Origin of the sequence: Neisseria sp. HMSC065D04 (assembly GCF_001815675.1) — a bacterium.
GTDB lineage: Bacteria > Pseudomonadota > Gammaproteobacteria > Burkholderiales > Neisseriaceae > Neisseria.
In genome coordinates this window covers 23,856-30,304 of record NZ_KV821536.1, presented here as the reverse complement: position 1 = coordinate 30,304, position 6,449 = coordinate 23,856, and the positions used below count along the sequence as shown (strand labels likewise).

Below are 6,449 nucleotides of genomic sequence, written 5' to 3'. Positions count from 1 at the left end.
CGTCCGGCGGGGGAAGGTTAGGATGGGGGTGGTTCTATGGCTTTAGATAAAATCAAATATGCTTGAGGTCGTCTGAATCGGCTGCCTGCACATTCCATCCTATTCATTTGCATGAATAATCGGCTTGCCCTAGCCCGTTAAATCATGTTAGGTTATGATGTTTCTTTTTAATATGTGAACAGATGGTCTGAGGGTCGTCTGAAACGGAGAAAAGGCATGAATGCCGTAGTGGTTGCAGTAATCGTTATGCTCGTGTTGTCGCTATCGCGGGTACACGTCGTATTGAGCCTGACTGTCGGTGCGTTCGTCGGCGGACTGGTGGCGGGAATGCCGCTGGAAAACATCGTGGATACGGCGGGCAATGTAACGCAGTCGGGGATTATTCCCGTGTTTAACGAAGGCTTGAAGGGCGGCGCGCGGATTTCTTTGTCTTATGCGATGCTCGGTGCGTTTGCGATGGCGATTACTTATTCCGGGCTGCCGCAACAGCTTGCGGGTGGCATTATCCGCAAACTCAACAACAGTCAGGATGCAGTAAAAGGCGAGAGTTCGGTGAAATGGACGCTGCTGCTGATTATTCTGGCGATGGGCATCATGAGTCAAAACGTTGTGCCTATCCATATTGCCTTCATCCCGATGATTATTCCGCCGCTTTTGCTGGTGTTTAACCGTTTGAAAGTCGACCGTCGATTGATTACTTGCGTGATTACGTTCGGATTGGTTACGACTTATATGTTCCTGCCCTTCGGCTTCGGCGCAATTTTCTTAAACGACATTCTCTTGGGCAACATCAAATCTGCGGGCGGGGACGTAAAAGACATCAGCGTCATGCACGCGATGGCGATTCCTGCTTTGGGCATGGTTTCGGGGCTGATTTTGGCGTTTATCCATTACCGCAAACCGCGTTCTTATCAAACCAATACCGTTGATACCGAGGACAACCGCGAAGCATCCGAACAACCGCAACCTTCGGCTTACCGCAGTCTGGTGGCGGCAATCGCAATCGGCGTATGTTTTGCGATTCAGTTGATGTATGTAGATTCACTGGTGTTGGGCGCGATGCTGGGGTTTGCCGTCTTTATGATGCTCGGCGTGATGAATCGCAATGCCGCCAGCGATGTGTTCGGCGAAGGCATCAAAATGATGGCGATGGTCGGTTTCATCATGATTGCAGCACAAGGTTTTGCGGCAGTCATGACCGCGACAGGCGAAATCAAACCGCTGGTCGAACACAGTATGCAGCTTTTCGGCGGCAATAAAGGCATGGCGGCATTTGCCATGTTGTTTGTCGGATTATTGGTTACTATGGGTATCGGCTCTTCTTTCTCCACTTTGCCGATTATTACCGCGATTTATGTGCCGCTGTGTATCAGCCTCGGCTTCTCGCCGCTGGCAACCGTCGCCATCGTCGGTACGGCGGGCGCATTGGGCGACGCCGGTTCGCCCGCATCCGACTCGACGCTCGGCCCGACCATGGGTTTGAACGCCGACGGACAACACGACCACATCCGCGACTCCGTCATCCCAACCTTTATCCACTACAATATCCCGCTGATGATTGCCGGCTGGATTGCCGCGATGGTGCTGTAAATGAGCGAAATGGACGAATTGGAACACCGCATCACCGAGCTGGAAATCCAAACCGCGCTTCAGGAAGACCTAATCGGCAGCCTGAACGATACGGTGGCGAAAATGCAGCAGACGCTGGATTTACAGCAGGCGCAGTTAAGGCTGCTTTATCAGAAAATGCAAGACAAAGGCGCAAACGGAGAGCGCGAACCTTACAGCCTGCGTGATGAAATTCCGCCGCATTATTGAAGCGGAAATATGAAAGAAGGTCGTCTGAAAAATGGTTTTCAGACGGCCTTCAAATTTTAAAACCCAAATTAAAATGACGAACCTTCCTGCTTCAAAAATTTCGCCTCTTCCTCCGTGCTTTCACGCCCCAATACGGCATTGCGGTGTGGATAACGTCCGAAGCGGTCGATGATGACTTTGTGTTTGATTTCAAAATCCAATGCGTGTCCGTCGGTATAGCGTTCAAACAGCGGAACGGCTTGTTCGTGGACAACTTGGCTTTCGCTGTGCATCAACGGCATAAGCATGAAATGGCGTTCGTGCGGCAGGAGGTCGGCGAAACCGGGCTGACGGACGGCTTCTTGGGCAAGGATGAGGGCGGCCAAATCTTGGCCAAATGCTTGGAGGCTGTTGCGAAACAGGTTGCGTGAGAATTGGTCGAGCAGGATGATTTCGGCGAGCCTGCCTTGCAGGGTGTCGCGCCAGTGTGCAAGCTCGCCACGGGCCGCCTGTTGCCAGACATCAAAAAATCGCGCGCGAATCTCGGCATCGAATTCATCGTTTTTGGCAAACAGAAAAGGACGGTTTTCTTCGGCAAACCAGAAGTCTAAGACGGTTTGGGGTGTCATGAACATTCCTTGCAATAGAAGAGTATAGTGGATTAACTCTAAATCAGGACAAGGCGACGAAGCCGCAGACAGTACAGATAGTACGGAACCGATTCACTTGGTACTTCAGCACCTTAGAGAATCGTTCTCTTTGAGCTAAGGCGAGGCAACGCCGTACTGGTTTAAAGTTAATCCACTATATTAAGTGCAAGGTCGTCTGAAAAACCGAATCAAAGTTTTCAGACGACCTTTTTGATTACGCCGATATCTCGACAACTTTTGATTAATCCACCCGCTCCAACTGACTTTTATGAACATACCCTTGGGTAGTCGTATCTTTTAATTGAACGAGGTACCAATCCTTACGAACGGTTTTCAATTTTTCTACTATGGCGTTGTCGTCCAAGCGTTTGATTATGTCGGCATGGGCATCCGGTTGGCTCCTGAGGTTAACCTTATGGCTATCTGTGGATTTAACGATGAAATCATTATTCATAATCAACGAGTAAATACAGCCCGAATCAGGGATTTGTTTAGCCGTTGTTTTTGGGATTTTTTCAAATTTTATAAGTTTGGCAGAATAATATTTACCGTCACAAATGACTTCCGTACCCACTTTACCCATAGTAATTTGGGCAGGCTGTTTGACAGAATCTTCCTGATAGACGTAAAAATTCGGCGGAAGCACCAATTCTTTCAAAACAGCAGCTTGCTGCGATTTGCTCAAATTAAGGAAGATTCGGTTTTGATTCGATATTTTGGTGTCTTCAGGGATAAAGTCAAAATATAAAGTCCTTTGATTCCGAGCATTACCATCTAAACTTTTACCCCAATAAACCCGCAGCATGCCTTTTTGAGGAACACCTTGTGCAAATGTCAGCTGAAATACGCTCAAAATAAAGCCGACAAAAATACAATAAATAAATTGTTTATTTTTCAAAGCCATTTTCAATGATGCTCAGAATCTACTTACCGAAATTGCCCTTCACTCAGTCCGACAACAGACAATATCGCTGATTGTTTAATATATTCATAACAGAGGTCGTCTGAAAACAGTCACGAACCTCTCAAGCTAGTATTACTTCGCCAATTCTTTGTCGATTTCCTGATAAAGCGCAGCAAAGTCCGGCTCGCCGACAAAGGTTTTCAGGATTTCGCCTTTTTTATTGATCAGGAAAGAAGTCGGGTAAACCTGCGTACCGAACGCTTGGGCGGCGGCTTTATCTCCATCAAACATGACGGTAAAAGGCAAGCCGTATTCTTTGACGTATTGGTTTACGCTTTCCAGCGGGTCTATCGGCTGGGCAATGCCGAGGACTTGGAAGTCTTTTCCTTGATAGTCTTTGGACATTTTGATGACTTTGGGCATTTCGCTGACACAGCCCGGGCAGGAGGGAAACCAAAAATTGATGAAACTGACTTTGCCTTGCAAATCGGCATTGGACACCGGTTTGCCTTGCAGGTCAGACAAAGAGAATGCGGGAGTAGGTTTGTTATCCGGAATAAGGACGATGGCGAGCAGCGCGCCGATAATGGCGACTGCGGCAATGGTAATGAGCTTTTTCATGCTTCGGCGTATTGTTTTAAAAGGGTAAAGAGAGGTTCGGGAATGCTGATGCTTCGCCCGCTTTCTGCGCTGACAACCATCAAAGTGCTTTCGGCTTCGACGGCATTTTTACCGCTGGGCAAAACGATGTTTTGAGTGAGGATAATATGGCGCGAGGTCAGCTCTTTCAGACGACCTTCAAAACGCAATATGTCGCCATCGACGGCGGCACGGCGATAACGGATGTCGGTGCGGACGACCACCAGCATCAAGCCGTCGATTTCGGACAATAAACCGTGTTCCTCAAAAAACGCCCAGCGCGCTTCTTCGAGAAATTCGAGATAGCGCGCGTTGTTGACATGACCGTAGCCGTCAAGATGGTAATTGCGGACGCGGATATTCATCAGTTCAGATTGAAGGGTTGAAAGGCTTCACGGGCGAGCGGTTCTTGCTCGAGGTCGGTGATAACGGTAGAAAGCTGGATGTCGAACCATTCATTGAAAATATCCGCATTCAAATCAGGCCATTCGCTTTCATCTTCGCACCAATCGGCAAGTTCGGCAGCGAAAATGTCTTCAAACCGCGCTTCGATTTCGTCCCATACTTCGTCGGCGGTTTCACACGGACGGACGAGATAAGAATTGGCATCAGCTTGAATATCTTCAAGCGTCAAACCGTCAAGATGATTGCCGGGCAGGGTTTGCAGCCAGTTCCAAAAAGGATCGAGCGGGATGAGCAGGAAGACGCTGCGGTTGACTTCGTACATGATGTTTTCCTTGATTTCAGATAAGGGAATGATATAGCAAAGGCCGTGCAAACGCTATCTTTGCCGACTGAAGGATAGATAAGTTGGGGCAAAGCGATGTTTAAACTGCAACCCATTTTCTGCTTCATTACTTTTTTGTAAATCTGATTGCCGCTCTTTTCTCTTGTTGAATCGCAGGTCAAACTAAGAGTTGAAAAAACCTGCTTCTTCCAACACTGCATTTGTAACCAGTGTATCGGTATCTTTTCTCAATAATAAGTGCAGCTCATGAAAATCTTGTTTCAAGCAAGCAACTGCTTCCGGATGTTCATACCAATAAATCATGGCTTCTGCCAGTTTTTCAGGCGTCGCATCATGTTGCAAAAGCTCTGGAACAGCACATTTGTTCAGCAAAATATTGGGCAAACCGACATGTGGCACTTTAACTTTACGCTTCACATAAGCATAAGTCAGAGGAGATATCTTATAGCTGATCACCATAGGACGTTTGCACAAAGCCACTTCCAGCGTTGCCGTCCCGCTGGTCACCAAAACCACATCTGCCGCAGTACAAACAGTATCTGCTTGTTTATCGACTAATGTAATGGGAAGGTCCGAAAATTGATCAGAGGTAAGAATTTTTGATATACGACGGCGGGTTGCCTGCGTAGCAACCGGCATCAGAAACTGCGCCTGTGGGTAACGCTTCAACAGAAGTAATGCGGTTTGAAAAAATACAGGAGCCATGTAATCAATTTCGCTAACACGACTGCCGGGCATCAAGGCAAATACTGGGATAGACGGTGCAACTCCCAACTGGAGACGCGCAGAAGATTGATCAACATCTACAGGCATGGTTTGTGCCATCGGATGACCGACAAACTCAGCCTTACCACCGGCATCTAAATAGAGCTGTGGTTCCATTGGGAAAAGGCACAACACCCGGTTAACTTGATGAACAATTTTGTTCACTCGTTCACGTCTCCACGCCCAAACAGAAGGACTGACATAGTGAACCGTTGGAATACCCGTTTTCTTAAGTTTCTCTTCCACCCAAAGATTAAAATCAGGTGCATCAATCCCAACAAAAACATCCGGTTTTATACGAATAAGGTCATTAACCAGACCTTTTCGGATTTTCAATATTTCGGGCAAACGTTTAACTATCTCAACAAAGCCTCGTACTGCCAATTTTTCTTGGTCATAAAGACTTTCAAATCCTTCCGCCTTCATACGCTCGCCACCGATACCAATAAATCTTGCATCAGGACAACGTTTTTTAATCGCACTAATAAGATGTGCACCAAGCAGATCACCCGATGCCTCAGCAACACTCATTGCAATCGTGAGAGAAGTAGTCATATAAAATTATGGGATACAAAAAAGAATTTGGTAAGTGTAATACCTGGCGGCAAAGAAGTTCTTAGTTAAATTTCAGTTATAGAGACCTTTGCAAAAATAGTCTGTTAACGAAATTTAACTCATAAAAATACGCTAAAATTTTCAATTGACCAAAACCTTTATGATTTTGAGTAAAAGCAAGGAAAAATCAGAAAGGTTTTTCATTTTGAAAATAGTATTGAACATAAAATTTTAGTAATTTATGTTATTTAAAATATCTCTTATAATATGATACTGAAAAGAAATACTCTATCTATGGCAAATTCACTTACCTATCATTACAAAACAGAAAGAATAACTTCAATATACCGAGAGTATTTTAAATAGAGCATTTAAAATACTCAAAAGGTAG

General features: G+C 46.1%; 8 protein-coding genes. 2 read left to right on the top strand and 6 right to left on the bottom strand.

The features are described from left to right. The first annotated feature begins 216 nt into the window (after positions 1–216). Positions 217–1,590, top strand: coding sequence for a Na+/H+ antiporter family protein (locus HMPREF3050_RS09975; RefSeq protein WP_070774666.1), 1,374 nt, complete (start codon positions 217–219; stop codon positions 1,588–1,590). Continuing rightward, positions 1,591–1,818 carry a SlyX family protein gene (locus HMPREF3050_RS09970; protein ID WP_003742919.1) on the top strand — a complete coding sequence of 76 codons (228 nt, stop codon included), beginning with the start codon at positions 1,591–1,593 and terminating at the stop codon, positions 1,816–1,818. It abuts the gene before it with no gap. Between the two features lie 68 nt (positions 1,819–1,886). On the opposite strand, the gene HMPREF3050_RS09965 is transcribed toward HMPREF3050_RS09970, so the two are convergent. The 6 genes from HMPREF3050_RS09965 to lpxB all read right to left on the bottom strand — a co-directional run bounded on the left by HMPREF3050_RS09965 (position 1,887) and on the right by lpxB (position 6,058). After that, the gene (locus HMPREF3050_RS09965) at positions 1,887–2,426 is read right to left on the bottom strand and encodes a DUF924 family protein (RefSeq protein WP_070774665.1); all 540 of its coding nucleotides are present in this window, start codon (positions 2,424–2,426) and stop codon (positions 1,887–1,889) included. A gap of 262 nt (positions 2,427–2,688) precedes the next feature. Beyond that, a complete protein-coding gene (locus HMPREF3050_RS09960; RefSeq protein WP_070774664.1) occupies positions 2,689–3,351 on the bottom strand; it encodes an SH3 domain-containing protein in 663 nt (220 codons plus the stop codon). 132 nt (positions 3,352–3,483) lie between these two features. Beyond that, on the bottom strand, positions 3,484–3,972 hold the full coding sequence (locus tag HMPREF3050_RS09955) for a TlpA family protein disulfide reductase (protein ID WP_003765664.1): 489 nt from the start codon (positions 3,970–3,972) through the stop codon (positions 3,484–3,486). Further along, complete coding sequence (locus HMPREF3050_RS09950; protein ID WP_003762224.1) at positions 3,969–4,355, bottom strand: acyl-CoA thioesterase; 387 nt, start codon at positions 4,353–4,355, stop codon at positions 3,969–3,971. Before HMPREF3050_RS09950 ends, HMPREF3050_RS09955 begins: the two co-directional genes overlap by 4 nt. Continuing rightward, positions 4,355–4,717: a hypothetical protein gene (locus tag HMPREF3050_RS09945; protein ID WP_003765647.1), complete on the bottom strand. Its 363-nt coding sequence runs from the start codon at positions 4,715–4,717 to the stop codon at positions 4,355–4,357. The genes HMPREF3050_RS09950 and HMPREF3050_RS09945 overlap by 1 nt, the downstream gene beginning before the upstream one ends. 183 nt (positions 4,718–4,900) lie before the next feature. Next, on the bottom strand, positions 4,901–6,058 hold the full coding sequence (gene lpxB / locus HMPREF3050_RS09940) for a lipid-A-disaccharide synthase (RefSeq protein ID WP_070774663.1): 1,158 nt from the start codon (positions 6,056–6,058) through the stop codon (positions 4,901–4,903). Between the last annotated feature and the right edge of the window lie 391 nt (positions 6,059–6,449).